The sequence below is a fragment of the Amycolatopsis sp. NPDC000009 genome (genome assembly GCF_055563465.1).
Genome location: NZ_JBVHDI010000016.1, coordinates 126,323 through 153,283 on the forward strand (window position 1 = coordinate 126,323; position 26,961 = coordinate 153,283).

At 68.3% G+C, this 26,961-nt stretch carries 24 protein-coding genes; 10 read left to right on the forward strand and 14 right to left on the reverse strand.

Annotated features, from left to right (window positions below):
* Positions 1 to 18 precede the first annotated feature (18 nt).
* On the reverse strand, positions 19 to 2,760 hold the full coding sequence (gene polA, locus ACZ3HL_RS32575; protein WP_465535212.1) for a DNA polymerase I: 2,742 nt from the start codon (positions 2,758 to 2,760) through the stop codon (positions 19 to 21).
* 62 nt (positions 2,761 to 2,822) lie between these two features.
* Here polA and ACZ3HL_RS32580 point away from each other — a divergent pair, with 62 nt between their 5' ends.
* Both ACZ3HL_RS32580 and ACZ3HL_RS32585 read left to right on the forward strand, forming a co-directional pair.
* Positions 2,823 to 3,251: a PaaI family thioesterase gene (locus tag ACZ3HL_RS32580; RefSeq protein ID WP_465412985.1), complete on the forward strand. Its 429-nt coding sequence runs from the start codon at positions 2,823 to 2,825 to the stop codon at positions 3,249 to 3,251.
* Between the two features lie 81 nt (positions 3,252 to 3,332).
* Positions 3,333 to 4,301, forward strand: coding sequence for a LysR family transcriptional regulator (locus tag ACZ3HL_RS32585; protein ID WP_465535213.1), 969 nt, complete (start codon positions 3,333 to 3,335; stop codon positions 4,299 to 4,301).
* On the opposite strand, the gene ACZ3HL_RS32590 is transcribed toward ACZ3HL_RS32585, so the two are convergent.
* Positions 4,267 to 5,079 (reverse strand): alpha/beta hydrolase family protein, encoded by an 813-nt coding sequence (locus tag ACZ3HL_RS32590; protein ID WP_465535214.1) that lies wholly within the window; start codon positions 5,077 to 5,079, stop codon positions 4,267 to 4,269. The two genes, ACZ3HL_RS32585 and ACZ3HL_RS32590, sit on opposite strands and share 35 nt — an antisense overlap.
* A gap of 437 nt (positions 5,080 to 5,516) precedes the next feature.
* On the opposite strand from ACZ3HL_RS32590, the gene ACZ3HL_RS32595 reads away from it, so the two are divergent.
* From ACZ3HL_RS32595 to ACZ3HL_RS32615, 5 genes are all read left to right on the forward strand, one after another.
* A complete protein-coding gene (locus tag ACZ3HL_RS32595) occupies positions 5,517 to 6,671 on the forward strand; it encodes a branched-chain amino acid ABC transporter substrate-binding protein (protein WP_465412982.1) in 1,155 nt (384 codons plus the stop codon).
* 112 nt (positions 6,672 to 6,783) lie between these two features.
* Complete coding sequence (locus ACZ3HL_RS32600) at positions 6,784 to 7,755, forward strand: branched-chain amino acid ABC transporter permease (protein WP_465535215.1); 972 nt, start codon at positions 6,784 to 6,786, stop codon at positions 7,753 to 7,755.
* A complete protein-coding gene (locus ACZ3HL_RS32605; RefSeq protein ID WP_465412980.1) occupies positions 7,752 to 8,882 on the forward strand; it encodes a branched-chain amino acid ABC transporter permease in 1,131 nt (376 codons plus the stop codon). The genes ACZ3HL_RS32600 and ACZ3HL_RS32605 overlap by 4 nt, the downstream gene beginning before the upstream one ends.
* The gene (locus tag ACZ3HL_RS32610; RefSeq protein WP_465535216.1) at positions 8,879 to 9,652 is read left to right on the forward strand and encodes an ABC transporter ATP-binding protein; all 774 of its coding nucleotides are present in this window, start codon (positions 8,879 to 8,881) and stop codon (positions 9,650 to 9,652) included. The genes ACZ3HL_RS32605 and ACZ3HL_RS32610 overlap by 4 nt, the downstream gene beginning before the upstream one ends.
* Complete coding sequence (locus tag ACZ3HL_RS32615) at positions 9,642 to 10,355, forward strand: ABC transporter ATP-binding protein (protein ID WP_465535217.1); 714 nt, start codon at positions 9,642 to 9,644, stop codon at positions 10,353 to 10,355. The genes ACZ3HL_RS32610 and ACZ3HL_RS32615 overlap by 11 nt, the downstream gene beginning before the upstream one ends.
* Before the next feature lie 84 nt (positions 10,356 to 10,439).
* On the opposite strand, the gene ACZ3HL_RS32620 is transcribed toward ACZ3HL_RS32615, so the two are convergent.
* The gene (locus ACZ3HL_RS32620) at positions 10,440 to 10,976 is read right to left on the reverse strand and encodes a hypothetical protein (RefSeq protein ID WP_465535218.1); all 537 of its coding nucleotides are present in this window, start codon (positions 10,974 to 10,976) and stop codon (positions 10,440 to 10,442) included.
* 71 nt (positions 10,977 to 11,047) lie between these two features.
* Here ACZ3HL_RS32620 and ACZ3HL_RS32625 point away from each other — a divergent pair, with 71 nt between their 5' ends.
* A complete protein-coding gene (locus tag ACZ3HL_RS32625) occupies positions 11,048 to 11,836 on the forward strand; it encodes a LysR family transcriptional regulator (protein ID WP_465535219.1) in 789 nt (262 codons plus the stop codon).
* 141 nt (positions 11,837 to 11,977) lie between these two features.
* A complete protein-coding gene (locus tag ACZ3HL_RS32630) occupies positions 11,978 to 12,280 on the forward strand; it encodes a DUF6506 family protein (RefSeq protein WP_465412974.1) in 303 nt (100 codons plus the stop codon).
* Here ACZ3HL_RS32630 and ACZ3HL_RS32635 read toward each other — a convergent pair.
* A complete protein-coding gene (locus tag ACZ3HL_RS32635) occupies positions 12,277 to 12,756 on the reverse strand; it encodes a MarR family winged helix-turn-helix transcriptional regulator (RefSeq protein ID WP_465535220.1) in 480 nt (159 codons plus the stop codon). The two genes, ACZ3HL_RS32630 and ACZ3HL_RS32635, sit on opposite strands and share 4 nt — an antisense overlap.
* Before the next feature lie 82 nt (positions 12,757 to 12,838).
* Here ACZ3HL_RS32635 and ACZ3HL_RS32640 point away from each other — a divergent pair, with 82 nt between their 5' ends.
* A complete protein-coding gene (locus tag ACZ3HL_RS32640) occupies positions 12,839 to 13,480 on the forward strand; it encodes an FMN-dependent NADH-azoreductase (protein WP_465535221.1) in 642 nt (213 codons plus the stop codon).
* Between the two features lie 252 nt (positions 13,481 to 13,732).
* Here the strand turns inward: ACZ3HL_RS32640 and ACZ3HL_RS32645 are convergent, their stop codons facing one another.
* From ACZ3HL_RS32645 to ACZ3HL_RS32690, 10 genes are all read right to left on the reverse strand, one after another.
* Positions 13,733 to 16,867 carry a TIM-barrel domain-containing protein gene (locus ACZ3HL_RS32645; RefSeq protein WP_465535222.1) on the reverse strand — a complete coding sequence of 1,045 codons (3,135 nt, stop codon included), beginning with the start codon at positions 16,865 to 16,867 and terminating at the stop codon, positions 13,733 to 13,735.
* A gap of 195 nt (positions 16,868 to 17,062) precedes the next feature.
* Positions 17,063 to 17,848, reverse strand: a complete 786-nt coding sequence (locus ACZ3HL_RS32650) for a DeoR/GlpR family DNA-binding transcription regulator (protein WP_034316006.1) — start codon at positions 17,846 to 17,848, stop codon at positions 17,063 to 17,065.
* Between the two features lie 126 nt (positions 17,849 to 17,974).
* On the reverse strand, positions 17,975 to 19,831 hold the full coding sequence (locus tag ACZ3HL_RS32655; RefSeq protein ID WP_465535223.1) for a DUF5107 domain-containing protein: 1,857 nt from the start codon (positions 19,829 to 19,831) through the stop codon (positions 17,975 to 17,977).
* The gene (locus tag ACZ3HL_RS32660) at positions 19,828 to 20,895 is read right to left on the reverse strand and encodes an ABC transporter ATP-binding protein (protein WP_465535224.1); all 1,068 of its coding nucleotides are present in this window, start codon (positions 20,893 to 20,895) and stop codon (positions 19,828 to 19,830) included. Before ACZ3HL_RS32660 ends, ACZ3HL_RS32655 begins: the two co-directional genes overlap by 4 nt.
* Before the next feature lie 6 nt (positions 20,896 to 20,901).
* Entirely contained in the window at positions 20,902 to 21,831 is a 930-nt protein-coding gene (locus ACZ3HL_RS32665) for a carbohydrate ABC transporter permease (RefSeq protein WP_465535225.1), read from the reverse strand.
* A 10-nt stretch (positions 21,832 to 21,841) separates the two neighbouring features.
* Positions 21,842 to 22,792 (reverse strand): carbohydrate ABC transporter permease, encoded by a 951-nt coding sequence (locus tag ACZ3HL_RS32670; RefSeq protein WP_465535226.1) that lies wholly within the window; start codon positions 22,790 to 22,792, stop codon positions 21,842 to 21,844.
* The gene (locus ACZ3HL_RS32675) at positions 22,792 to 24,192 is read right to left on the reverse strand and encodes an ABC transporter substrate-binding protein (RefSeq protein ID WP_465535227.1); all 1,401 of its coding nucleotides are present in this window, start codon (positions 24,190 to 24,192) and stop codon (positions 22,792 to 22,794) included. The genes ACZ3HL_RS32670 and ACZ3HL_RS32675 overlap by 1 nt, the downstream gene beginning before the upstream one ends.
* 81 nt (positions 24,193 to 24,273) lie before the next feature.
* Positions 24,274 to 25,155, reverse strand: coding sequence for a class II fructose-bisphosphate aldolase (locus ACZ3HL_RS32680; RefSeq protein WP_465412922.1), 882 nt, complete (start codon positions 25,153 to 25,155; stop codon positions 24,274 to 24,276).
* 10 nt (positions 25,156 to 25,165) lie between these two features.
* On the reverse strand, positions 25,166 to 26,056 hold the full coding sequence (locus tag ACZ3HL_RS32685; RefSeq protein ID WP_465535228.1) for a 1-phosphofructokinase family hexose kinase: 891 nt from the start codon (positions 26,054 to 26,056) through the stop codon (positions 25,166 to 25,168).
* A 7-nt stretch (positions 26,057 to 26,063) separates the two neighbouring features.
* A complete protein-coding gene (locus ACZ3HL_RS32690) occupies positions 26,064 to 26,945 on the reverse strand; it encodes an SIS domain-containing protein (RefSeq protein ID WP_465535229.1) in 882 nt (293 codons plus the stop codon).
* Between the last annotated feature and the right edge of the window lie 16 nt (positions 26,946 to 26,961).

The window sequence follows — 26,961 nt, forward strand, 5'->3', positions numbered from 1 at the left end:
CATTACCACTCACGAGGCCTAATGCGCGGCGTCGTTCCAGGACCGGCCGTATCCGACCGAGACCTCCAGCGGGACCGCCAGTTCGTAGGCGGAGCCCATTCCCTGGCGCACCAGCGTTTCCAGCTGCTCGCGCTCGCCATCGGCAACCTCGAGGACGAGCTCGTCGTGGACCTGCAGCAGCACGCGGCTCTTCAGCTTCGCCTCGGTCAGCGCCTTGTGCACGTTGAGCATGGCCACCTTGATGATGTCGGCCGCGCTGCCCTGGATGGGGGCGTTGAGCGCCATCCGCTCGGCCATCTCGCGGCGCTGCCGGTTGTCGCTGTTGAGGTCCGGCAGATAACGGCGGCGACCGAAGATCGTCTCGGTGTAACCGACCTTCGCCGCGTCGCCCACGACCGAATGGAGGTAATCGCGTACGCCGCCGAAGCGGGAGAAGTACGCCTCCATCTGTTCCTTGGCTTCTTCGGTCGAGATCCGCAGCTGCTGCGAAAGCCCGTACGCCGAAAGCCCGTACGCCAGGCCGTACGACATCGCCTTCACCCGGAAGCGCAATTCCGGCGTGATCTCCTCCGGCGGCAGCGAGAATGCGCGCGACGCCACGAAAGTGTGCAGATCCTCGCCGCTGTTGAAGGCCTGGATCAGCCCTTCGTCCTGCGAGAGGTGCGCCATGATCCGCATTTCGATCTGGCTGTAGTCCGCCGTCATCAGCTCGGCGTACCCGTCGCCGACGACGAAGGCGTCCCGGATGCGGCGGCCTTCCTCGGTGCGGATCGGGATGTTCTGCAGGTTCGGGTCGACCGAGGAGAGCCGTCCGGTGGCGGCGATCGTCTGCAGCAGCGTGGTGTGGATGCGGCCGTCGTCGGCGACCGACTTGATCAGGCCCTCGACCGTGGTGCGCAGCCTGGTCGCGTCCCGGTGCTCCAGCAGATGCTGCAGGAACGGGTGCTCGGTCTTCTCGAACAGGCTCTGCAGGGCCTCGGCGTCGGTGGTGTAACCGGTCTTCGTGCGTTTGGTCTTCGGCATGCCGAGCTCGTCGAACAGGATGACCTGCAGCTGCTTCGGCGAACCGAGGTTGACCTGCTTGCCGATGACCGCGTACGCCTCGTCCGCGGCCTGCGTCACCCGGCCGAGGTAGTGCGCCTCCAGGTTGGTCAGGTGCTCGATGTCGACCGCGATACCCGCCGCTTCGAGACCGGTGATCACCTGCAGGAGCGGCAGTTCGAGCTCGGCGAGCAGCTGCGCGCCGCCCAGCTCTTCGAGCTCCTTGGTCAGCGCGCCCGCGAGCTCGGCGACCGCGCGGGCCTTGACCAGCTCGGCCTGGATCTCCTTCTGCTCCATGTCCTCGGCGCCGCCGTCGAGCAGGGAAAGCTGCCCGTCCCCGGTGTCGGCCTCGGACCGCAGCTCACGGTGCAGATACCGCAGGGCCAGGTCGTCGAGCTCGAAGGTGCGCTGCCCCGGGCGGACCAGGTACGCCGCGAGCGCGGTGTCCATGACGAGCCCGGCGAACGTCCAGCCGCGCGCCCGGACGGCGTGCAGCGGGATCTTGAGCTCGTGGCCGATCTTCTGGATCTTCTCGTCGGCGAGCCAGGCCGTGAGCGCCTTGTCGTCCTCGGCGTCCATCGCGGTGACGTCGACATACGCGCCCTCGCCGTCCGCGGCCGCGAACGTGATGGCCTTCAGGTCGGAGCGGACCGACGACCCGGTCGTGCGGAACGCCAGGCCGACGGGCTGGTCCTGGCCGGTGTGCGCGGACAGCCATTCCGTGAGCGCGCCCGGCGCGAGCTTCGAACCACTGACCTCGAAACCCTCCTCGGCCTCGGGCTCGGCGCTCTGCAGGGTGGCGAACAGCCGGTCCCGCAGGACACGGAACTCCAGCTCGTCGAACAGCGCGTGGACGGCCTCGCGATCCCACGGGCGCAGCTCGAGCATGGTCGGGCCGAGCTCCAGCTCGACGTCACGGATCAGCTCGGTGAGCTGGCGGTTCAGCATGACCGCGCCGAGGTGCTCGCGCAGCGCGTCGCCGACCTTGCCCTTGACCTCGTCGACCCGGTCGATCAGCTCGTTGAAGGAGCCGAACTGCCTGATCCACTTCGCGGCCGTCTTCTCACCGACGCCCGGGATGCTGGGCAGGTTGTCCGAGGGGTCGCCACGCAGCGCGGCGAAGTCCGGGTACTGCGCCGGCGTGAGGCCGTACTTCTCCTCGACCGCCTCCGGGGTGAACCTGGTCATCTCCGACACGCCGCGCTTCGGGTACAGCACGGTGACCTGGTCGGTCACCAGCTGGAGCGCGTCACGGTCACCCGTACAGATGAGGACGTCGAAACCTTCCGCTGTCGCCTGTGTCGTGAGCGTGGCGATGATGTCGTCGGCTTCGTAGTTCTCCTTGGTCAGCGCCGGGATGCCGAGGACCTTCAGCACGTCCTCGACCAGCCCGACCTGGCCCTTGAACCCGTCCGGGGTGGTGCTGCGGTTGGCCTTGTACTCCGCGTACGTCTCCGAACGGAACGTCTTGCGGGAGAGGTCGAACGCCACCGCGAGGTGGGTCGGTGCCTCGTCGCGCAGCAGGTTGATGAGCATCGAGGTGAACCCGAACACCGCGTTCGTCGTCTGCCCGGTCTTCGTCTTGAAGTTCTCCGCGGGCAGCGCGAAGAACGCGCGATACGCCATCGAATGGCCGTCGATCAGCAGCAGTTTGGGCCGCTCGGCCTGTGCGGTGGCAGGTGTGGCGTTGGCAACGGTCGTGTTCTCACTCGGGCTCACGGGAGCGAGTCTAGGGTGAGGGTCTGACAGTCCTACCTGTCGTGTCGTTTAAGGAGCTCTGCGTGACCGAACAAGCCCTCGAATCCTTCGCCGGGATCGACCCGGCCTTCGCCGGACAGCAGCTCAACGACAAGCTCGGGCTCGAGATCAGCGAATTCGGTCCCGAACGCGTCGTGGGCAGCATCCCGGTGGAGGGCAACCTCCAGCCCTACGGTCTCCTCCACGGCGGCGCGAACGCCGTGGTCGCCGAGGCGCTCGGTTCGATGGTCTGCGCGCTCAACGCCGGCACCGACAAGGCGACGATGGGGCTCGAACTCTCGTGCACGCACCACCGGGCGGTCCGCTCCGGACGGGTGACCGGTGTCGCGACGCCGGTGCACGTCGGGCGCGGGACCGTGACCGCCGAGATCGTCCTGACCGACGACCAGGGGCGCCGGTCGTGCACGGCGCGGCTGACCTGCGTGGTGCGGGAGCGGCCGCCGGGCAGGTGACCTCTCGCCTGTTGGATGTCCGTGAAGGCCTCCTTGAGGGACCCAGAGTCCCTCAAGGAGGCCTTCACGTACTTTGAGGACGTGGATCTCGACACGGCCCAGGTGCGCGCGTTCGTCGCCACCGCCGACCACGGCCATTTCGGTCGCGCGGCAGAATCCCTGTTCCTCACCCAGCAGGCGCTGTCGAAGCGGGTCCGGAAGCTCGAGGACGCCCTGTCGCTCCAGCTCTTCCGGCGTACCAACAGGTCCGTCGAACTGACCGCCGACGGCGACCGGTTCCTCCCGCACGCGCGCGAGCTGCTCCGCGCGGCCGACGCCGCCGTCGCCGCGATGGGCCTGCAGGACCGCCCGCCCCGCCTCGACGTCATCGATCCGCGCCTGTCCCCCATGTACATGCTGCGCCGCATCGCCCAGCGCGACCCGGCGCTGGCGGTCGAGCGCATCGCCGGGCGCGGGCTGGCCAACGCCCTCGACCCCCTGGTCCGCGGCGAGATCGACCTCGCGTTCGGCCGCGTGGCGGACCTCGGGCGCGAGGTGCCCGCGGAACTCGAACACCGCCTTGTCCGACTGGAGCCACTGGTCGCTCTTCTCGCGCCGGAACACCCGCTCGCGAGCAACGATGTCCTGAAATTGTCCGATCTCCGGAGTGAAGGGATCTGGATTCCGCAATTGGGCGGTCCCGTCGAATGGCTTTCTTACTTGCAACGCCTATGCAAAGAATTCGGCGTGCCGATCGACGACTCCGGGGTCAGTTACGACCTCAGACACACTCTGGAACAGACCCGCTACGGGAAGCAGCGGGTCACGCTCGCCGGCGCCGACATGGACCTCGCCTCCGACATCGATCTGCGGGTCCTGCCGTTCGAGCCGTCGCCGCTGTTCCCATGGTCGGTGGTGTGGCGGCGCGGCGAAGGCCCGGCCCTGCGGCGCCTGCTGGCGCTCGCGGGCCGGACCAGCCACGAAGAAGCTTGGTGCGCCTACGATCCCGACCGATCCTGGCTGCCGGACGACGGCCTCAGACAGCTAGGTGCCGGGCGAACCAGCGCGTGAGCTCGGCGTCGACCAGCTTCGCGTGCGCCGTCTGCGGAGCGGGTTCGAGGCCGGGCGCGTCGGCGAATCCGTGCGCCATCCCCGGGATCGTGACGAGCTCGGATCGCCCCTCCCCCAACGCCTTGTGCAGGGCTTCGGCCGGTTCGGTGATCGAGACGTCGTCCTCCTCGCCGATGACGAGCAGCACCGGCGCGGTCAGTTCGTCCGCCCGCCGCACGTAGTCGTACTCGTTCGCGACCGCGCGGGACCGGTCCGACCAGTGGTAGGTGACGTCGTAGACCCGCTCGTTCGCCGCGATCACCGGCGCCAGCTGGGTCACCGGGTTCACCAGCGCGGCCGCCGCCACGTCGATCTCCGCGTGGGTCAGCATCTGCAACGCGACCGCGCCGCCCTGCGAACCGCCGGCCAGCCCGACCGGTCCGTCCTCAATGGACAGGCGGGAGCGCAGTTCCGCCACCGCGGCCGGGAACTCCGCCTCGACCTGCCTGGTGAGCGGTTCGACGACGTTGAGCACGTTGTCCTCGCTCGCGAGCCGGAAGAAGCCCTCGAAACCCCCCTCGGGAAACCGTTTCCCGGTCAGTGGCAACCCGAGGTGGACCCGCCACGCGTGCAGCTCCCGCATCGGCAGCGCGGCCGCCATGGCCGCTTCACTGAACGGCGCGCCCAGCAGATGCCAGGTCAGCACCAGCGGCGCCGGGCGTTTCCCGTCCGACGGCGGCACCGCCACGAACGGGACTCCCGCGGCGACGCCTTCGATCACTTCGGCACTCATCGTCATGGGGACAGTCAATCGCGAGGTCAGGGCCGGAATCCAACAGCCGTTCGGACCGCGACGACAACCATCGGTTGTCACGGCACAAGAGAAGAGGGGGCACCGTTGACGCCCTTTGGGGCAGCTTTGCTACTACGAACGGCCTCCCCCGAAGGAGCTGAAAAAGCGCAAGATACGCGGCCGAAACACGATCATTACCCACGAGCATGATCGACGTGGTAACGGTGAATCCCCAGCGTGACCAGCGCAGACCCGCCAACCGGCAACATTCGCCTTTTCGTGCAATTCGTTCTGGTTTCGACCGTCACGATGTGGACACAGAGTGATGGGCGTCTGGGCAGATCATGGCGTAGGGGGATATCTTCCTGCCCTAACCTAGCCCCTGTGTCGGGGGCAACGCCTACCGGCGGCTGGTTGGTCATGGGAGGTAGTCGGTGTCAGGAGTGCGTTTTGGACGGGTTTTCGCCGTCGCGGCCGCTGCGTCGCTGGCGCTGGCGGGCTGTGCAGGCGGCAGCAGCTCGTCCGGCAGCGGTGACAGCAGCACGCTGAAGATCGGGTTCATGGGTGACCTCACCGGTGAGAACTCCGGGCTGGTGATCCCGCCCCGCAACGGCGCCAAGCTCGCTATCGACGAGTACAACAAGACGAATCCGGCGACGAAGCTGGAACTCAAGGAGTACGACAGCCAGGGCAAGCCCGAGCAGGCGACGTCGCTGATCGCGACCGCGGTCGGCCAGGACAAGATCACCGCGCTGATCGGCCCCGCCTTCTCCGGTGAGTCGAAGGCCATCGGCGGGCAGCTGGAGCAGAACAAGATCCCGAGCATCTCGCCCTCGGCGACGAACCCGGGGCTGGCGGGGAACGGCTGGAAGTACTGGCACCGTGTCGTCGCGAACGACAACGACCAGGGTCCGGCCATCGCCGAATTCTTGATCACGGCGAAGTCGCCGAAGAAGGCTTATGTCCTCTCGGACGACCAGGAGTACAGCGTCGGCCTGGCGGACGCCTTCGAGAAGACCTTCAAGGAGAAGAACGTCCCGGTCGAGCGCGACAAGTTCGCCAAGGACGCGTCGGACTACTCCTCGACCGTGCAGAAGGTCAAGGCCGCGAACCCCGACGTCATCACCTTCGGTGGTTACTACGCGCAGGGCGGCCGTCTGCTCAAGCAGCTGCGTGACGGCGGCGTCCAGGCGCTGTTCGCCACCGGTGACGGTTCGCTCGACGCCCAGCTCGTCAGCGGCGCGGGTGCCGCGGCCGCCGAGAACGCCGTCATCGGCTGCCCCTGCAACATCAAGGACGCCGGTTCCGGCGACGAGTTCGTGACCAAGTACAAGGCCGCGTACAACCTCGACCCGGCGATCTACTCGACCGAGGGCTACGACGCCGCGACCGCCATCATCAACGCGGTCAAGGCGGGCAACACCACCGCGGAGAAGATCAACGAATTCCTGAAGACGGTCGACTTCCAGGGTGCTTCGAAGCAGATCAAGTTCAAGGAGAACGGCGAGCCGCAGACGAACGCCATCTACGTCTACCAGGTCACCAACGGCGTCATCAAGAACCTCGGCGCCTCGACCGAAGCCAAGCTCAACGGCTGACGGAGCAGGCAGGAACACCTAACGGAAGCGGGGGCGCTGTGCTGGCACAGCACCCCCGCTTCCCGTAAATGTGGCGAAAAATCCTCGCCCCGTCCCGTAAGGCATCCACGTCATGCTTCAAGATCTGCAAGCCCAGTTCCTCGGTAGCACCATCGGCGGACTGGTCGCCGGAAGCATCTATGCCCTCGTCGCCCTCGGCTACACAATGGTCTACGGCGTGCTCCGGCTCATCAACTTCGCGCATTCCGAAATCTTCATGATCGGGACGGTCACGTCCCTGTTCATCCTGATCAGTCTCGCCGGCGGCACCGCGCCGCTGGCGCTCGGCGCGTTCGGCATGATCGCCGTCCTGTTGCTGATCATCATCGCCTCCGCCGCCGTCTCCGGCGGGGCGGCCGTCCTGCTGGAACAGGTGGCCTACCGGCCGCTGCGCAAGAAGGGCGCCGGGCGGCTGGCCGCGCTCATCTCCGCGATCGGCGCCTCGCTGTTCCTGCAGGAACTGTTCGGCCTCGAAGTCATCGAGTGGCTCACCGGCAACTCCGGCCGCGTGCAACAGAACTCGCCGCGGTTCATCCCGCACGAGGAGCTGTTCCGCATCGGGAACGGGGTGGTGCGGACGGACCACGTGTTCGTCGTCGTCGGCGCCGTGATCATGATGGTGATACTCGACCAGCTGGTGAGCCGTACCCGCATCGGCCGCGGTATCCGTGCCACCGCACAGGATCCCGAAGCCGCGGTGCTGATGGGTGTCAGCATCGACCGGATCGTGCGCACCACCTTCGTGCTCGGTGGCGCCATGGCCGGCGTCGCCGCGGCACTGTACGTCATGGAATACGAGAACACCGACTACCGGGTCGGCTTCCTCCTCGGGATCAAGGCGTTCACCGCGGCGGTCCTCGGCGGTATCGGCAACCTCCGCGGAGCCTTGCTCGGTGGAATCGTGCTCGGTCTGGTGGAGAACTGGAGTTCCATCTTCCTCGGTTCACAATGGAAGGACGTCACCGCCTTCGTGGTGCTGGTGCTGGTCCTGATGTTCCGTCCCACCGGCATTCTCGGTGAATCGCTGCAGCGGGCACGCGCATGAAGGGCAATGAAGAAGTGGCTACAAGCAACGGAAAGCCCGCGCGCGCCGGGTTCCACCCCATCGACGGCATGCGGGATTGGTGGGTTCGTGCTCCGCACTGGCAGCGCTATGGCGTCTACCTCGCACTGATCATCGGCGCGCTGATCCTGCCCGCGCCGGCGATCGGTTCGTTCATGTCGCCGGACTCCGACTGGACGACCGTGCTGATCTTCCCGGTCGGGACCTACATCCTGCTGGCCATCGGCTTGAACATCGTGGTCGGCCACGCCGGTCTGCTCGACCTCGGCTTCGTCGCGTTCTTCGCGATCGGCGCGTACACCCTGGCGGTCATCGGCACCAACTACGGCTGGTCGTTCTGGGCAACGCTGGTGCTGGGCATCTTCCTGGCGGCCGTGTCGGGTGTCATCCTCGGCGCGCCCACCCTACGGTTGCGCGGTGACTATCTGGCCATCGTGACACTCGGCTTCGGGGAGATCGTCCGGATCACCGCGAACAACACCGACGCCATCGGTGGTGCCCGCGGTATCACCAACGTCCCGCACCCCGATCCGATGTTCGGTGTCGAGTTCCTGCTCGACCCCGCGCCGTACTACTACCTGATCCTCGTCGCCATCGTCATCGCCATCGTGTTCTCGGTGCGGCTGCACAAGAGCCGGGTCGGGCGAGCTTGGGCGGCCGTGCGCGAAGACGAGGACGCCGCCGAACTGATGGGCGTGCCGACGTTCCGGTTCAAACTGCTGGCCTTCGCCATCGGCGCCATGATCGGCGGGATGGCGGGCGTGGTCTACGCCAGCAAGGCGGTTTTCGTCGAGCCGAACAACTTCCCGTTCATCCTCTCCGCGACCATCCTCGCGGCCGTGGTGATGGGTGGTGCCGGCAACATCCCCGGGGTGGTCCTCGGTGCCTTCCTGGTCGCCTGGCTGCCGGAACGGTTCCGCTTCCTGTCGGAGTACCGCATTCTGATCTTCGGTGGCGTGCTGGTGCTGATGATGGCGTGGCGGCCGGAGGGTCTGTTGCCGTCGCGGCAACGTAAGGCCGAATTACATGAAGGAACAGGCGGGATGGGTGCCATGGGCGCCGAAGTCGCGGGTCCGGATTCCGACGCTTCGGCGGAGGTGAAGAAATGAGCGCCTTGCTCGAATTCGACGACGTGACGATGCGCTTCGGCGGCGTCACAGCGCTGAAGGGGGTCGACCTCACCATCAATCAGAGTGAGATCTTCGCCCTGATCGGCCCGAACGGCGCGGGCAAGACCACCGTGTTCAACGTGATCACCGGTGTCTACCAGCCGACCGAAGGTCAGGTCCGGTTCGCGGGGAACCGGATCAACGGCATGAAGCGGTTCAAGATCAACCAGGCCGGGATCGCGAGGACGTTCCAGAACATCCGGCTGTTCCACAACATGTCGGCGCTCGAAAACGTGATGGTCGGTGCCGACTCGCACCACAAGACCGGTGCGATTTCGGCGACGCTCGGCCTGCCCATGCACCGCAAGGAAGAGAAGCGGGGCCGTGAGCTGGCGAGGGAACTGCTGGACTTCGTCGGCATCGGGCGGGTCGAGAACAACACCGCGAAGAACCTCTCCTACGGCGACCAGCGCCGTCTGGAGATCGCGCGCGCGCTCGCGACCGACCCGAAGCTGCTGCTGCTCGACGAGCCGGCCGCCGGCATGAACCCGGCGGAGAAGAACTCGCTGCAGGAACTGATCCGCAAGATCCGCGACGACGGCCGCACCGTGCTGCTCATCGAGCACGACATGGGCTTGGTCATGCAGATCGCCGACCGGCTGGCCGTGCTCGACTTCGGCCAGAAGATCGCAGAAGGGCTCCCCCAAGAGGTGCAGAACAACCAGAAGGTGATCGAGGCTTACCTGGGGGTGGCGGAAGATGCTTCTTGAGGTTCAGGACATCAACGTCCACTACGGGAAGATCGCCGCGCTCAAGGGAATGAGCATCGAGGTCGGCGAGGGCGAGATCGTTTCGCTCATCGGGGCCAACGGCGCGGGCAAGACCACGACGCTGAAGACCATTTCGGGGTTGCGTCCGCTGACCAGTGGCCGGATCCTCTTCGACGGCAAGGACATCTCGAAGACCCCTGGGCACAAGCGAGTGCAGCTCGGGATCGGGCAGGCGCCGGAAGGCCGGGGGGTGTTCCCCGGCATGACCGTGCTGGAGAACCTCCTGATGGGTGCCTACACCCGGAAGGACGACCTCAAGGACGACCTCGACGAGGTGTTCGGACTGTTCCCCCGCCTGGCCGAGCGCAAGAGCCAGTTCGGCGGCACGATGTCCGGTGGCGAGCAGCAGATGATCGCCATCGGCCGCGCGCTGATGACCAAACCCAAGGTACTGCTGCTCGACGAGCCGTCCATGGGCCTGGCGCCGATGCTGATCGCGCAGATCTTCGACATCATCCGCGAGATCAACAAGCGCGGGACCACGGTCCTGCTGGTGGAGCAGAACGCGCAGCAGGCGCTGAAGCTCTCCGACCGCGCGTACGTGCTGGAGACCGGTCACGTGGTCAAGAGCGCCCGCGGTGCCGAACTGCTGGACGACCCGCAGGTGCGGGCCGCCTACCTCGGTGGCGACCTGGGCGTCTGACGCCTTTCGGGAAGGGCCCCGTCGCGTTTTCGCGGCGGGGCCCTTTCATGTCCAAGGCGTGGGTCCGGTGACCATGTCGCGAGCTCAAGCCAGCTTGATGTCCGTGCCGGTGAGGTTCTTCATGTCGGTCAGCGTGGGGCCGCCGAAAGCGCGCAGCACCACGGGTTTCGCCTGCTTGGGAAGGTCGAAGTAGAGGTCGAACTCGACCCGCACACCGCGCCCCAGCTCAAACTTGTCCGGCTGCCGCTTGATGGTCATCGCCTGGTTGTCGACCGCGATCACCGCACCGGAATCGGTGATCAGCTGCTGGCGCCGGGTGTCGAAGAGGATGCCGGACACGCCCTTCCCCGTCACCACCAGCCGGAGCCGGACGAACTGCCCCTTCGCATCGAACTCGGCGTGGCTGCCGGCGAGACTGGGCAATCCGGCGGCCAGCCCGATGAGGGAGAACTCGGTCTCCCCGTTGAGCGCGGGCGGCAGGTGCAGCGCGGTCTCGTCCGGCCGGACCTCCCGCGCGGGCAGGTCGTAGACGGGTTTGACGGGCGGCTGTTCCTGTTCGGCGGAGCAGGCGGTGAGCAGGACGAGGACCGCCGCGAGAGTCCGAACGATTCCGATACGCACCCCGTCGATTCTGCCTCGTCCGGGGCTACTGTGCGGCTGTGGAGTTACGACGTCTTCGATACCTGTGTGCCGTGGCGGAGGAGGGACACCTCACCCGCGCGGCGGAGCGCCTCGGCATCCGCGCGTCGTCGCTGAGCCAGCAGATCATCGCGCTGGAAAAGGAACTGGACACGACCCTGTTCGTCCGGACCCAGGCGGGGATGACGCCCACCGCCGCCGCGCTGGCACTGCTCCCTCACGCCCGCCGGATCCTGGAGGAGGCCGAGCTCGGCGCGCGGGCCGTCCGCGACTCCGTGGGCCGGCCGCTCCGCGTCGGCGTGACGCCGGGCGCGCCGCCGACCGTGCTCCCCGCCCTGTACGCGGAAGCGGTGGAGATCGAAGACCTGTCCGCCGCGCGACAGCTCGAACTCCTTCGCCGCGGCGCGCTCGACGCCGGTCTGCTGGCGCTGCCGGAAGACGTGACCGGTCTGCGGGTCGCCGTCGTGAGCGAGAGGCCGTTGGGCGCGCTCGTCTCCGACGCTCATCCGCTGGCCCGGCGTGGCGAAGTGGGCTGGGACGACCTCACCGGGCGGGACCTCCTTCTGTATGAGCGAAAGCTGGCTCCGGGTTACCACGACGCACTGCTCGCGGACTGCGCGGCGGCGGGCTGGCGGCCGCCTCACGTCCGCTCCGGGCCGCCTCGGCGGTCGCTGTTCGTCGCCGAATTGCGGCACGGCGGCGACGTCGTCGCCTTGCGTCCCCGGGAGGAACCGGGCGAAGGTCTGCGCTGGCTGCCGCTGCGGGAGGCGCCTGTCGTCCGGCACGCGCTCGTGTGGGATCCGGCGCACGAGTCCTCGGAGCGGATCGCGTCGCTGGTATGACAGCGCTCACAGCGGACTTCCGCGCCGCGTGCCCGATCTCCCCTCTTCGGTGATCCCGAACGGCCGTACGGATCCTCCTCGTGGACGGCACCCAGCGGTCCGCGATTACCTCATGGCGATCGAGAACGAAGGAGAATCGTCATGCGACAGTGGGGTTTCGTGTACTTGGCCGATGGCTGCGACCCGGCCCGCGACGTGTCCCGTGTGGACAGTGGGCGGTGCCTGACGGTGCTGGTCGGCGTCGGCCGCGTGGACCAGGTCGTCGCCGCGGCCCGGCGGTTGGTCGACGAAGGGGCACAGCTGATCGAGCTGTGCGGCGCGTTCGGTCCCGTGTGGACGGCGCGGGTGATCGAGGCGGTGGGCGGCGAGGTCCCGGTCGGAAGTGTCATGTACGGCGGCGAAGCCACGAAGCAGCTTCACGACCTCTTCGACCTCGGGGACTAGCAGTCTTCGACGTGCGCGGCGCCGACGCAGGCGGCGGGCTCGGCGTGGCCCGCCGCCTGGTACAGCAGGCTGTACAGCGTCTCGCGCTGATCCTTGTCGAGCGCGCCGAGCACCTCGTCTTCGACCGCGGCGAGGGCGAACTCGGCCTTGACGAGTTGCTTCAGGCCGACGTCGGTGAGTTCGACGATGTGGCGGCGCCGGTCCGCCGGCGAGCGTCTGCGTTCGACCAGGTTCGCGGACTCGAGGTCGTTCAACAGCCCGACGACGTTCGTGCTGTCCATCTCCAGCGTTTTCGCGAGGTCCTGCTGCGAACAGCCGCCGAGGTCGCGCAGCACGGTCAGCGCGACGAGATGCCTGGGCCGCAAGCCGAGCGGAGCCAGGACGGACTCGCTGCGCAGCCGGATCCGGCGGGTGACGTGGTCGAGCAGCGCGCCGCAGCGGTGCGAGGGCTGGTTCACGACCGGGAGTTCGGGCACACGCCGAGTGTACGTTCCCCATGATGACCGCCACAGCATCAATGGTTTGCGTTACACAAATGATCTGTGCAAGATAGTACGTATGACGAACCTGCTGCACATCGACTCGAGCATCACGGGCGAGCACTCGATCAGCCGCCGCCTCACCGCGCGTGCCGCCGCGGCCTGGCGCGCCGCCCATCCGGACGGCACCGTCACCTACCGTGACCTGGGCGCCGACCCGCTGCCGCATCTGGACTCGATCGCCAACGCGGCCAAGGCGACCCCGCCGGAGCGGCACACCCCGGAGCAGGCCGCGGCCTGGCGGCTCATCAAGGAGCTCGTCGACGAGGTGAAGGCGGCCGACACGATCCTGCTGGGCCTGCCGTTGTACAACTTCGGCCCGCCGAGCACGGTCAAGGCCTGGGTCGACCACCTGATCGCGCCCGGGCTGTCGCTCGACGCCGAGACCAGGGAAGGCCTGCTCGGCGGCCGGGACTTCATCGTCGTGACCGCGCGCGGCGGCGGCTACGGCGAAGGCACCCCTCGTGAGGGCTGGGACCACGCGCAGGCGTGGATCCCGCACGGTATCTCGTTGACCGGCCTCGAACCGCGCTTCGTCACCGCCGAGCTGACCATGGCGATGGTCAATCCGGCGATGGCGGATCTGATCCCGCTGGCCGAGGCCAGCCAGGCCGAGGCCGAACGCGCCATCGACGCTTTGTGGACACCGGTGCCAGCCTGACTCGCGAGTGGCAAGGACGGTTCCAACCGAGGGCGTCTTAGGTACCTACTGGCTCCCGGCCGCCATTGATCCCGGGGTCCGGTCCGTGACGGTCTGAGGGTCTGGAGCCGGTGTCGCGGCCACGGCCGACGTTGCGAAAGCCACTTTCGCAACCCGGCCAAGCCCAGCACCCAGCAGAACCCCCGGCACCGAGTGGGTCTGGTCTCGTGAGTGGTAAGGACGGTTCTAACCGTCCTTACCACTCACGAGGACTCAGCCGATGCCCGCGGCGAAGACGTGCATCGCGGTGTTCGACGGAAGCGTCACCGCGACGACCTCCTTCCCCGCGGTCAGCGGGACGGAGTTCGCGAACACCCGGTAAGGCGTGGTCGGATACGCCGGTCCCGTGCGGGTGTTCTTGCCCAGCACGGTCGCGACCGTGGTCGCGCCGTACTGGGCCGGATCGGCACAGCACCAGTTGGGGAACCCGAGTTCGGCCTGGCTCGTGCTGCCGTCGGCGTACCGGACGACGACAGTGCCCTTCGCCGTGCCCGTACCGGTTCCGGTCAGCACCAGCTTGGCGCCCGTCCCCCGGACCGCGATCGTCTGGCCGGACGCGAGGACGTTGTCCTTCTGCCCGGCACCGGTCACCGGCCAGGTCAGCTGGGCACCGAGCGCGGAGAAGCCCGCACCGGGCTCGAGGCCAGCTTCGGCGAGGCCTTCCGCCCGGAAACTGCTGCCACCACCGTCGATGTCCCCCACCGCGACGTGCGCCGCGTCGGTGACGCCGACGTTTCCGTAGGCCGCGGCCAGCGACGCATGCGGCACGGTGACCGTCACCGAGTCGGCGACCCGGTTCTCCCCGAGCCGCGCCTTGTACGACGCCGACGCGGTCAGCTGGTAGTCGTCCGGCTTGATACCCGCGTCCGGTGTCACCTTCACCGGGACCTGGACGGTCTTGCCGGGCATCACCAGGCGCGGACCGGCGGGCACCTCGACGCGGAACCCGTTGGCGGGCAAGGAGAACGAGACGTCCCGGACCGGCAGCGGCGTGCCGTTCGTGAAGCTGAGCGTGCCCGTCGCGGTCTGCCCGGGCCCGGCGACCGCCGGGACGGACAGGGTGACCGAGCCGTCGCGATCCTCCGGGAAGATCCCGCCGACCGCGCTCGTACCGAACAGCCGCACGTCCTGACGGTCACCGGCGCCGATCTTGCCGGTCTTGACCCGGACGACCCCGCCGGTGGCCGGATCGAACCACCAGCCCGACGCCGCCGCGTCCAGTTCGGCCTTGCTGCCGTACTGCCGAAGGGTCGAGTTCCCGGCCTGCACCGCCGCGGGCTTGCTTCCCGTGTGGACGGTCAGCTGGTAGTTCCGCGCGGCGGGCTTCCCGGCGTAGGAACCGGAACTCGCACCGATGCCGACCGTCACCGTGCCCAGGCCGGACGTCGGCGCGTCGACGGTGAACGTCTGCTTCGCCTGGTCGCCGTTCTTGTAGGCACGCGTGACGCCGTCGTCCTCGGTGAGCGTGAACGAACCCTTGCCCTGCGGGTACACGTCGAGATCGAGCACACCCTTGTCCCTGGTCTGCCAGGACTTCGTGCCCTCGGCCCACATCGGCACCACGGCGCCGGCGCGGACGAACAGCGGCAGCGTGTCGAGCGGCGCGTCGTAACCGTCCACAGTGGTCGGACCGGTGTAGGTCTTGCCACTCCAGTAGTCGACCCAGGTGCCCTTCGGCAGGTAGATGCCGTTACGGACGGTGGAGTTCTCGTACACCGGCGCGACCAGGAAGTCCTTGCCGGACAGGAACTCGTACTTCGCCTTCTCGCCCCAGACGTTCGGGTCGTCCGGGTATTCGAGCGCCAGCGGGCGGACCTGGCCGACGCCGGTCTTGTGCGCCTCCACCGAATGGCTGTAGGTGTAGGGCAGCAGCCGCTCCTTGAGCAGCAGGTACTTGCGGTTGATCGAGGTGTACGGCTCGCCGTATCGCCACGGCTGCTTGTCCGACGCGGCCCAGCCGTCCATCGTCATCGAGACCGGCAGGAACGCCTTCCACTGCAGATCACGGACGTAGGTCTGCGGGCTGCCGCCGAAGATGCCGTCGATGTCGCCGGTGTTGTACGCCATACCGGACGTCGTCGCGCCGGCGTAGGTCGGGATCTGCCACTTGATGTAGTCGTAGGACCCGGCCTGGTCGCCGCTCCACAGTACGCCGCAGCGCTGCGCACCCGCCCAGCTGACCGGTGTCCAGACGAAACCGCGCGCGTCGCTGTTGTCCTCGATGCCCTTGTAGGCGGTGTCGCAGGCGTCCAGCGCGAACTCGTACCCCGGGCCGACCCACGCGACGTCGAGTTTGCGGACCCGGACCCCGGCCTTGACCTCCTCGACCTGGTTCGGCACGCCGTTCTCGGTCCACAGCCCGAGCTGCATGTTGTTCTTGCGGAGGCCTTCGCCGGTCTGCTGGAGGTTTTCGTACCCGCAGCCGTAGCCGTCGTTGACGAGCATCCAGCCGTTGGGCATCCCGTGCTCGGTGTAGCCCTCCGCGACCTTCACCGCGTCCAGCGTGTGCCGCTCACCGCGGTTGGCGTTGTGCAGGTAGCAGTCGGCGTCACCGTGTTCGAGGCCGTAAAGCGGTGGCAGGAAAGGCTTCCCGACCAGATCGGTGTAACCGGTGATGACGTCCTTGAGCCCGTCGCCCACGACGTACGTCGCGTCGAAACGACGCTCGTCGTGGGTCGTGCGCACCGGCTCGGTGAAGGCGTAGGTGCCCTGCGCGAAAGTGTTGCGCAGTACGCCGTACCCGGCCGTGGAGGCGTAGAACGGCTGCGAGTTCGGGGCTCCGCCGTCGTTCCAGTTGTAGTCGGCGAAGATCCGGATCGTCTGGTCACGGTGACTGAAGCGGCCGTTCTGCTCGCCGCCGCCCACGAACTGCTCGGTCGCCGTCCGGGCGAGGGTCTGCGTGGTCTGCTTGCCGGTCCACGACAGCGGTGCGGACTCCTCCCAGAGCCGCTTGCGATCCGCGCCGTCGTACAACGCGAGCCGCAACGGGTGCTTGTACGCCCGCAGCGTCGCCTTGCCGGTGGAAACCGCCCAGTAGTCCCCCTTGTCCGTCCGCTTCGGCGTCACCGGGTCGCCGGTGCGCGGCAGCACGATCTTGCTGCCCGCCGGATCGGTGAACGTGCCGTCCGGCGCCAGCCAGACCCGGACGGCGCCTTCGGCCGGGAAGCTGACGCGCACCGCCGCGCTTCCCGACTTCAGGGTGACCGTGGGGCCCTCGGCGGAGATCCCGGTCAGATCGCCCAGTTTGCCGGAAGCCGCCGCGGCCGGATCGGCGTGTGCGGCGACCGGGGAAAGCCCGAGTAAGGCCACTGCGGCCAAACAACTCAGGGATTGCGCAACTCTGCTCATTCGAGACACCTTTCGCGCATGAATACGCAAGATGGTCTCTGTATAGCGCACCGTTCGCGCAAAGTCATCCGCCGAAGCGGTGCTGCCGACTTTCGTCGGGTCGGCCGAAGATCCTTATGTCACAAGGAGTGCGCAAAGACGTGAAGGCCTCCTTCCCTACCCTGAAGGTAGGCAAGGAGGCCTTCACGGACTTGGTCAGACGGCTTGGACCTCGACTCCGGCGGCCTCGAACGCCCGCAGCACCTTCGGGTCGGCGTTCGAATCGGTGACCAGGGCGTGCACCTGCGGAGTCGCGCAGATCCGCGCGAACGCCCGCCGGCCCAGCTTCGAGCCATCGGCGACGGCGACGACACGCTCGGCGCGCTCGACCATCAGCCGGTTGATACTCGCCTCGCCCTCGTGATGCGCGAAGGCGCCCGCGTCCGCGTCGAACGCGTCGACGCCGAGGAACAGCAGGTCGATCGTCAGCTCACTGAGCACGCGAGTGGCCAGCGGGCCACTGAGCTCGAACGACTGCGGACGCGCGACCCCGCCCGTGACCACGATCTTCACATGCGGCCGGACCGCGAGTTCGTGCGCGATGTTCAGCGCGTTGGTGACCACCGTGAGCCCGGGCGAATCACGGAGACCGGCCAGATCGGACCGCGTCGCCAACGATCGCGCGACTCCGGCCGTCGTCGTCCCGCCGTTGAGGCCGACCACCATGCCCTGCGCGACGAGCGCCGCCGCGGCGACGCTGATCCGCTGCTTCTCGGGCACGTGCCGAGCGGTCTTGTACCGCAACGGCAGGTCGTAGGCGAGGTCGTTGGCCACCGCACCACCTCGGGTGCGGGTGAGCAACTGCTGCTCCGCCAGGTGATCGAGGTCGCGCCGGATCGTGGCGGCGGAGACGTTCAGCTCCTCGGCCACGTCTTCGACGTCGATCTTTTCCCGCTGCCCCAGCAGGTCCAGCAGGGTGCTCAGCCGTTCGTGCCGGGCCATCGGCGCCACTCCTAGCTCGCTGCGGCCTATCGCGCATGACGTTGCGCTGTTGGCCACTGTTTCGAGCAGTATGCTGCATCGCGGCTGTCCGCCGCGAGCGGCACGCCGGTCGAGTGGCCCGGCCGGTCACTTCATCCGGAAGTCGTGCTGTTCCGGCAGCGGTTCCTCGGAAACCGCCGCCCAGGTGTCCGACAAAGACGTTTCCCCTTCCCTGATGTTCGCGACCTCGAAACCCGTGTCGTACACGGCCTTGGCCCCGGCGACGTCGCCGAGGGCGAGCCGCGTGCGAGCGGTCAGCAGGGCGATCCGCCCCTCCACGGGCAGCCCGTCCAGCAGCTCGCTCGCTTCGCCCGGGAGACCCGCGGCGAGTTGCGCCGCGATGGCCTCGACGACCAGAGGGCGCAGTGACGGCGCGAGCGCGACCGCCCGCCGGTACAGCCAGGCGGCCTCGTGCCCGGCCGTGACGACCGCGAGATTCCGCAGTGCCCAGGGGTTCTCGGCCGCCGAGACGGACTCGCGCCAGGCGCCGACAGCGTCGGAATGCCGTCCGGCGGCCCAATGCGCGACGCCTCGGTGGTACCAGGTCAGCCAGTTCTTCGGCGCGAACTCCATGAGATCCGCCCAGTACCGGTTCACCAGCGTCGGCGGCGGCACGGCGAGCGGATCCCCGTCCGGCGGCGTCCCGTCGAGCAACGCGAGCCACGGCTCCTGGTCCGGCCCGAGGGACTCGTCCGGGAACGGCGTACCGGGCAGGCACATCGGCGCGCGCCGGTTCTCCAGCGCGCCCCAGCCGGAACCGGTGGCCAGAAAGGATTCCGGGGTGACGTCGGCGATCTTCCGCCAAGCGTCGTGGTACTCGTCGAGGGTTTCCGCGGACGGCAGACCGGCGGCGACGGCTTCGCGGGCCGCCGTCCAGTCTTCGCCGTGCACCGCGGCCGGATCGGCGGCGACCGGACCGTAGGCCTCCAGCCAGTCCCAGCTCTCCCCCGGCGGCAAGCGCAGGTGCTCCAGCTGGGTGCGGGCCAGCCCGGCTTGGATCTCCAGGTAGCCGCCCGCGCCGGGAGCCAGCCACTCCTGCCAGCGGCGGCCACCGGTGGACTCGCCCCACAGGAACAGCTTGCGCCCCCGCAAGCGGCCGGTCGACGACTGCGCCAGCCCCGAACCGTCGGCCTCGACGGCCGCGACCCACGGCCTTCCGGTCACCTCGAAGAAGTAGTCCGCCGCGGCCCCGGCACGCGCTGGATACGTCAGCTCGCCGGGCACATCGACCAGGTCGAGCCGTCCCGAGTAGCCGTAGTGCCAGGCCTGTGTCGCGGGCGCCAGTACGCGGGTGCCTTCGTTCTGTGGCACCGCGATGTTCGACCACCAGTACACCGGGACGTCGTAGGGATGCGGGTTCCGCACGCGCACCGCCACGAGCAGGTGTTCCGAACCGTCGGGCAGCCAGAAGTCGACCTGGTACGGCAGGTCGCGGGTGCGTTCCCACTCCCACAACCGCAGCACCGGTGTGCCGTCCGGGCCCTCCATCTCCGCGGCGAACATCGGCTCGCAGGTCAGCGTCGTATGCCCGGTGCTGCCGAGGTTCCACTCGACGCCACCGGCGAACCACGCGTCCCGCAAGGCGAGGTTCGCGGGCTGGAAGACCGGATTGCGGTAGAGCAGTTCGCGGCCGGACGGTTTGTGGAAAAGCGAATACAGCCGTCCGCCCAGCGACGGCAGCACGGTGGCGCGGAGCTGGTCGTTCTCCAGCACCAGCGCCGGGAGCTCGCGTTCCGTGCGCTCCCGCGTATAGCCGTCCTGAAGCAGACACGGCAGCGGGGTGTCCAGGCGGCCGTACCCGATGTTCTCCGCCAGGTCCGGTGGCAGTTCGTCCACATTGGACACCTTGGCCACCGCTTCGGGTTTCCGGAGCGGAGGCAACGGGTTCTCCGGCCCCAGCTCGGCGGCCGGCAGCGGCAACCCGGTGCGGTACAGGCGGGTCATGCGTCCGGGAGCCGATCGCCGGTGGCGGCGTCGAACAGGTGCACCGCGCCCGGTTGCGGCGTCAGGGTGATCGGCTCGCCGCGCTGCCACGGCGCCATCCCCGGGGTGCGGACGGTCAGCACGCGGTCGCCGTCCCGGCAGTAGAGGTACTGGTCGCTGCCCAGCTCCTCGACGACCTCGACGACGGCTTCGAAACCGCCGTCCCCGATCGTCCAGCCCTCGGGCCGGACGCCGACGACGATGCCGGGGCCGGTCAGCGCCGAACGCTGCGCCGGGGTCAGCGGCAAGCGCGTACTACCGGCGACGGCACCACCGGTGTCCACTGTGGTCTCCAGCAGGTTCATCGCGGGCGAGCCGATGAACCCGGCGACGAACACGTTCACCGGCTTGGCGAACAGCCCGACGGGAGTGTCGCACTGCTGCAGGATCCCGTCCTTCAGCACGGCGACCCGGTCTCCCATGGTCATCGCTTCGACCTGGTCGTGGGTGACGTAGAGCGTCGTGATGCCCAGCCGCCGCTGCAGGGAGGCGATCTGGGTCCGGGTCTGCACCCGGAGCTTCGCGTCCAGATTGGACAGCGGTTCGTCCATCAGGAACACGCTGGGCTCACGCACGATCGCCCGCCCCATCGCGACCCGCTGTCGCTGTCCGCCGGACAGTTTCGCGGGTTTGCGGTCGAGGTACTCGGTCAGGTCGAGCACGGCCGCGGCCTCGCGCACCTTGCGTTCGCGTTCGGCCTTGGAGATCTTGGCCAGCTTCAGGTGGAAGCCGATGTTCTCCCCCACCGTCATATGCGGGTAGAGCGCGTAGTTCTGGAACACCATCGCGATGTCCCGGTCCTTCGGCGGGAGTTCGGTGACGTCGCGGTCGCCGATGTGGATGGAGCCGTCGTCGACGCCTTCCAGCCCGGCGAGCATCCGCAACGTGGTCGACTTCCCGCAGCCGGACGGGCCGACCAGCACCAGGAATTCGCCGTCGGCGACCTCGAGGTCGAGCCCGTCGACCGCGGGGCGTTCCACTCCGGCGTAGAACCGGGTGGTGTCGGAGAAGGTCACGGTGGCCATCAGGTCCTACTTTCCGGCGCCGAGGGTCAGGCCGGTGATGATCCGGCGGGCGAGCACGAGGTAGAGCACCAGCATCGGGAGCACGACGATCGCCACACCGGCGATCAGGCCGCCGTACTCCGACTGGTAGCTCGCGGCCCCGTAGAAGGTGAAAAGCGCGCGCGACAACGTGAAATGCGCCTGGTCCTTGAGGAACACGATCGCCAGCAGCGTCTCGTTCCACAGCCCGATCGCGTTCAGCGTCAGCGCGGTGATCATGCCGCCGCGGGTCAGCGGCAGCATGACCGAGAAGAACGTGCGCGTCGGTGAGGCGCCGTCGAGCGCGGCCGCCTCCTCCAGTTCATCCGGCAGCGACCGGAAGAAGCCCGTCATGAGGAACACCGTGAACGGGATGGACAGCGCCACGTACAGCACGAACAGGCCGTACTCGTTGTCCAGGTGCACCTTGCTGAGCACCACGAACAGCGGGATGATCACGGTCTGGAACGGCACGCCCATGCCGATCGCGACGACGTTCGTCATCGGGCCGGCCCCACGGACACCGAGCCTGGTCAGGGCGTACGCGCAGGGCGCCGAGACGGCGACGGTCACGACCGTCGCCAGTCCGACCAGGAGCACGGTGGTCAGCACCGCTTGCCCGAAACCGGCGTTGTTCCAGGCGTAGATGAAGTTCCGGAACGGCTTGCCGACGTGGAACCACTGGTACGGCAGGGCGAACGGCTTGGTGAAGATCTCCACCGGCGTCTTGAACGACGCCGTGAACAGCCAGTACAGCACCAGGATGTTGCCCGCGGTGAACAGCCACACGATCGTGGAACCCAGTACCCGCAACGGGCTGAACCGTTTGGACCCGGGCGCCGGACGCGGTTTGCGTGGCGGCTTGCGCACCGGTTTCGGCGACGGGCGCGCGGGCGCCTCGACGTCGGTGACGGACATGTGATCTCCCTCAGAACTGGATCGCGTCACGGCGCATCAACCGGCGGAGCAGGACGACGAGCACGGACACCAGCGCGATCATCGCCACCGCGCAGGCACACGCGGCGCCGAAGTCCGGGGTGCCGTTCGAGCCGAAGGTCCGGTCGAACACGTAGATCCCCAGCGTCCACGCCTCGTTGGGCGGGGCGTAGGTGCCCGGCCCGGCCAGCACGAAAACCAGCTCGAAGATCTTGAGCGCGTTGATCGTCCACAGCACCCCGGCGACCCCGACGACGTCCCAGGTCATCGGCAGCGTGATGTTCTTGAACTTCTGCCACGGCGACGCGCCGCCCAGTTCCGCGTCCTCGTAGAGGTACGGCGGGATGCGGTCGACCGCGGCCATCAGGATGGTGATGTAGAACCCCGAGCTGGCCCAGATCAGCGAAGCCGTCACCACACCGGTCACATTGGACGGTGCGAGGAACTTCGCCGCGTCCGCGCCGAGGCTCTCCAGCACGTAGTTCGCCAGCCCCTGCTTGCCCGGCTGGTACTTGAACACGAAGCCGAGGAACATGCCGAGCGCCACCGGCGCGACGATGTTCGGGAAGAACAGGATGGCGCGGACGATCTTGCCGCCCTTCATGTCCCGCAGCACCATCGTGAACAGGAACGCCAGCGCGAACGTGCCGATCCCGCCGAGGAACACGTAGATCAGCGTGTTGCGGAAGGCGTACTGGAACGAGTCGCTCGCCCACATCTGCGTGTAGTTGGTGACGCCGTTGGGTTCCGGCGTGTCCCCCGCCCCGGCCCAGCTGGTGAAGCTCAGCACGACGGTCGCGATCGTCGGCAGGACCAGGAAGGCCAGGTACAGCACCAGCGCCGGCGCGGCGAACGGCCAGAACAGCCGTTTCTTGCGACTGAGGTGCGCCCCGGCCTTCACGGCCCGCGCCGGCGGTTTCGCCGGAGTCGTGACTGCCGCCATCAGCCCTGGTTCTTCCAGAACTCGGCGCCCTTGGTGGCGAGCTGGTCCACGAACTGCTGCGGGGTGATCTGGCCTTTCAGCAGCGCGATGTCGGCGGGGTCGAAGACGTCGGTCTGCCATTTGCCGCCGGCGATGCCGTCGATCCCGTCGTACTGCAGGACGTGTTCCTTCTTCGGGTCGTCCAGCGCGGCCTTGACCTGCTTGAGGTCGTCCGGCACGGCGAGGTCGGCACGCGGCACGAGGTTGTCGGCCACGATCGGGATCCCGGCGAGCAGGTCCTTGTTGAGGAAGTAGGCGATGAACGCCTTGGCCGCCTCGGGGTGTTTGGCCTTCTTGGTCACCGAGAAGCCGATCGACATCTGCTCGACGGTGTCGTGCGTGGCGCCTTCGGGCATCGGGAACTGGAAGGAGCCGTAGTTGATCTTCGTTCCGGCGCCCTGCTTGTCGAGGTACTCACGGGTCTCGCTCGGCGCCCAGCTGCCGACGTAGAGGAACCGGGAGTCGCCGTCGGCCCAGCGCTGCTGCACCTGCGGGAACTTCGCCGCGTCCCAGCCGTCGATGAAGTACTTGGGCAGCTTCGCGGTTTCGGTGGCGGCCTTGAGGAAGCCGGGGTCGGTCTTCCACGTCTGGCCGGTCTTGTCGGTGGCGGCCTTGTACAGCCCGCCCGGGCCGACGTACCGCTCGGCGAGCTGGGTGTAGAAGTACATGTTGTAGAACGGGATGTCGCCGTCGAGGCTGATCGCGGCCTTGCCGTCGGCCTTCGCCTTGTCGAACAGGCCGATCAGCTCGTCCATCGTCTTCGGCTGCTGGATGTCACCGGCGGTGTCCTTGTTGAACCACCAGGCGCTCGACTGGATCGTGTACGGGACCATGAAGTTGTGACCCTCGCGGTCCTTGTTCTGCGGGAAGTCGTACGAGCTGGGCGAAAGCACGTCCTTGACGGTCTTGTCGCCTTCGCCGACCTTCATCCCGAACACGTCGTCGACGCTCTGCGTGCCGCCCGGCGTCATCACCGCCGCGCCGACCTTGCTGACGTCCTGGTCGAACAGATCCGGCACGGCGTCGGTGTTCAGCGCGGGCACCAGGTTCTGCGTGTAGGCCTTGCGGCCCAGCCACTGCACGTCGACCTTGACGCCGGTCTTCTCCTGGAAGCATTTGAAGGCCTTCTGGAGGACCTTGCCCTGCGGCTCGTCGGCCGTCCACATGGACCAGTAGGTGAATTCCTTGTCCGTCACGGGTTTCACCCCCGCCTCCGGACAGGGCGCGTTGAGGAACTGGTCGACGCCCGGGAGCGCGTTCTCGCCGGTGCCACCGGCCACGTCCCCGCCGCCGCATCCCGCGAGCAGGAGCGCCGCCCCTGCCGTCGCTGACATCGCTGCCGTGAGCCTGCCTACCCGCATCCGCCACCACCTGGATCGAAGATCACACAAGTTCTGCTTGTTGTTGCGCAGTTTTGTGAGGTTTCGCGCACATGTCAACAGTCAATCGCGCAAAGTCTGCTCAATCGTCACCTTGACCGGTTCAACCTGATCAAGCTTGAGCACTCCCAGCAGCCGCCGCACCTCGACGGCGACCGCGGCGCGCCCGGCACCGAGGTACTTGCGCGGGTCGACGCGCTCCGGATGCGCACGCCAATCCCCCACCGCGGCCGCGGTGAACACCTTGTTGAGCTGGGTGGCGATATTGATCTTCGTCATCCCCGCCCGGACGGCCTCGGCCAGCCCGTCGTCCGGCACACCGGACGAACCGTGCAGCACCAGCGGCACCGGCACCCGTTCCCGGAGCCGCGCGATCAGCTCGAAGTCCAGCGCGGCGTCACGGGTGAGCATGGCGTGCGAACTGCCCACCGCCACCGCGAGCGCGTCGACACCGGTGGACGCGACGAACTCCGCCGCCTCGTCCGGGTCGGTGCGCGCGCCGGGCGCGTGGACGCCGTCCTTGCCCCCGACCTCGCCGAGTTCGGCCTCGACCCAGACTCCGTGATCGTGGCAGTACGCGGCGACCTCACGGGTCGCGCGCACGTTGTCGGTGTAGTCCAGTTTGGACGCGTCGAACATGACGGAGCCGAAGCCGAGCGCGACCGCCTCGCGGACGAGGTCGGCCGATTCGGCGTGGTCGAGATGCACCGCGACCGGCGTGGCGGCACTTCTGGCCGCGGCCAGCGCCGCCGCGCCGACCGGCGCCAGCGAGCCGTGGTACTTCACGGCGTTCTGGCTCAATTGCACGATCACCGGCGCTTCCGCCGCCGACGCGCCGTCGACGATCGCGGTGACGTGCTCGAGCTGGATCGCGTTGAACGCGCCGCAGCCGTGCCGTGCCGCCGCGGCGGCTCCGACGATCTCCCCGGTTCCCACCAGAGGCATGGCGATTCTCCTAGTCCGGGTTGGCGCGCACGGCGACCAGCCCCTGTTCGGCTTGGTAGTGCGCGAGGTCGACGTCGCCGGCGAGCGGACCGAGCACGGCCGCCCCGGACAGCGCGACGGCGCGGCGCAGGATGTCCGGCCAACATTCGGCGCGGCTCAGCCCCAGCGCCAGCGCGGCGACGACGGCGTCACCCGCGCCGGTGGTGTTGCCGCGGAGCACAGTGGACGGTGCCGCGTGCCAAGTGCCGGAGCCGGTCACCGCGAGCAACCCCTCGGGCCCGAGCGAGACCACGACGGCGCCCGCCCCGGCCTTGCGCAGTTCGGCCGCGGCGGCCACCGGATCCCGCAGGCCGGTGACCTCGCGCAGTTCGTCCGCGTTCGGTTTGACCACGGACGGCTTTCCGGCGAGTCCGGCGAGCAGCGCGTCGCCGGAAGTGTCCAAGATGGAGGGTGCGTCGCCGAAGAGCCCGGCGTATCCCCCGGCTCCCGGGGGCAGGCTGCCCGAGCAGACGAGCACGTCCGGCTTCCGGCTTCTGACCGCCGCCGCAAGCGCTTGCCATTCGTCCTCGGTGAGCCGTGGCCCAGGCTCGTTGAACAACGTGACGGATCCGTCGTCCGCGAGCACCGTGGTGGTGCGCCGGGTTTCGCCGCCGATCGGCACGACGCCCGCCGGGATGCCCGCCGCCGCGAGATCACCCACGACGGCCGTTCCCGTCGGGCCGCCGGCCGTGAAGATCGCGCGGACGTCGGCGCCGATCGTGTGCAGCACGCGGGCGACGTTGACGCCCTTGCCGCCCGCCCGGTGTCGCACGGTCCGCGCGCGGTGCACGTCACCGGGCCGCAGACCGTCCACTGTGTACGTGACGTCCAGCGCGGTGTTCGGCGTGACGGTGACGATCACGGCGAGCTCAGGTCAGGACGACGGAACGAGTGAGGCTGCGGGGGTTGTCCGGGTCGAGACCCTTGCGAGCGGCGATTGCCCCGGCGACGCGCTGCGCGCGGACCAGGTCCGCCAGCGGGTCCAGGCCGCTCTCGACGAACAGGCCGCCCGCGCGGGCGACGTCGTCGGCCAGCCCCTCCGGCGCCTGCCCGAACATCCAGGTCACCCGGCCGGGCTCGCTGATGCTGATCGGACCATGCCGGTAGTCCCACGCCGGATACGACTCAGTCCACAGCAGGCAGGCCTCGCGGAACTTGAGCGCCGCTTCGTTCGCGATGCCGACGGACCAGCCGGTGCCGAGGAAGCTGAACTGCTCCGCGGTGACCAGTTCGCCGGGCAGCGGTTCGGCGAGCACACGTTCGGCCTGGTCGGCGACCGCGGCCAGGTCCTCACCGAGGTGCGCGCGCAGCATCGCCAGCGCCGTCGTGGCGAACCGGGTCTGCACGACCGAGCGCTCGTCCACCACCGACAGGTCGACGATCGTGTCCGCGGCGGCCTCGATCTCGCGCGGCACGCCGGTGATCGCGATGGTCGGCGTCTTGCCCCGCAGCTTCGCCAGCAGGGCGTGGACCTCGGTCGTCGTACCCGACCTGGTCAGCGCCACGACGTGGTCGTAGCCACGGCCCTCCGGGAACTCGGACGCGGCGAAGGCGTCGGTCTCGCCGAGCCCCGCGGACTCGCGGAGGACGGCGTACGCCTGGCCGATGAACCACGACGTGCCGCAGCCGACGATCGCGACCCGCGCCCCCGGCGGCGGCAGCAGATCACCGTTCGCCGAGGCCAGCGCCGCCGCTTCCCGCCAGCAGCCGGGCTGGCTCGCGATCTCCGCCGCCATGAAGGTCCCGCTCATGAACTCCCCATCCGTG